The following is a 727-nucleotide window of genomic DNA, read 5'->3' as shown; positions in this document are numbered from 1 at the left end:
TGTTATTGTTGAAAAAGTTTTCTTTCCTCGTATGATAAAAATTAAACCTGAACATTTTCATTTATCACTCCCTCGGATATTTTCCTGTAAATTTCATTGCTCCTGATCTCACGGTGAATGATGTCAAGAACTATACTGACAACAGCGTCGGCTTTGAACCTCACTTCATTGTTATTGTACGGTTCCTTTCGGGTTGCCGCATCAAGCATATCAACATACTCGAAAATCGCTATGCCGTATTTGTCATTCAGCGTTTTCAAATCTTTGATACTAATGTGCTTAACTTCTTTTTTCACTCTTGCCGCAGTTTCCGATATATCAATTACAACTTTCCTTTTATCGGCAACCTCACCGTAAGAGTCAGCCGTGCAAATTATATGCTCCGCCAAAAGACCGATACCCCTTAATATTTCTTTTCCTTCATTGCTTACCATAACTTTTCCTCCTGTTTTTGACCACAAAAAAGACGGTACATTCTTTTTCAGAACATACCGCCTACATGGTCATTTCAATTTTTTCCTGTTTTGTTTCAATTCCAAGCGCATCGTATCGCTCCCGCATATATTCCGCAGGAGACATTTCAAGCGCCCGTCCTGCTGCTCCGTATGACGGAAGACCGTTTTCATTCTTAAATTCTGTCTGTTTCGGAATCTTACCGGTTCGGAGCATAAAGTCGTCAATAGCCTCCATAACCTCCGGCTTGTCCCAAACTTTTTGCCCATCAGTG

General features: G+C 40.6%; 2 protein-coding genes. Both read right to left on the bottom strand.

Annotated elements, in window-relative coordinates:
• Positions 1–41: 41 nt before the first annotated feature.
• Entirely contained in the window at positions 42–434 is a 393-nt protein-coding gene (locus H8706_RS12200; RefSeq protein ID WP_262432853.1) for a hypothetical protein, read from the bottom strand.
• A gap of 61 nt (positions 435–495) precedes the next feature.
• The coding region (locus tag H8706_RS12195; RefSeq protein WP_262432852.1) for a hypothetical protein at positions 496–727 on the bottom strand (232 nt) is incomplete at its 5' end.

Source organism: Qingrenia yutianensis (genome assembly GCF_014385105.1).
GTDB lineage: Bacteria > Bacillota > Clostridia > UMGS1810 > UMGS1810 > Qingrenia > Qingrenia yutianensis.
This window is presented reverse-complemented; position numbering and strand designations above follow the sequence as displayed.

Bases quoted from the DNA above. Each gene is read 5' to 3' on its own strand.
- H8706_RS12200 (WP_262432853.1), bottom strand. From the start codon at position 434: ATGGTAAGCAATGAAGGAAAAGAAATATTAAGGGGTATCGGTCTTTTG.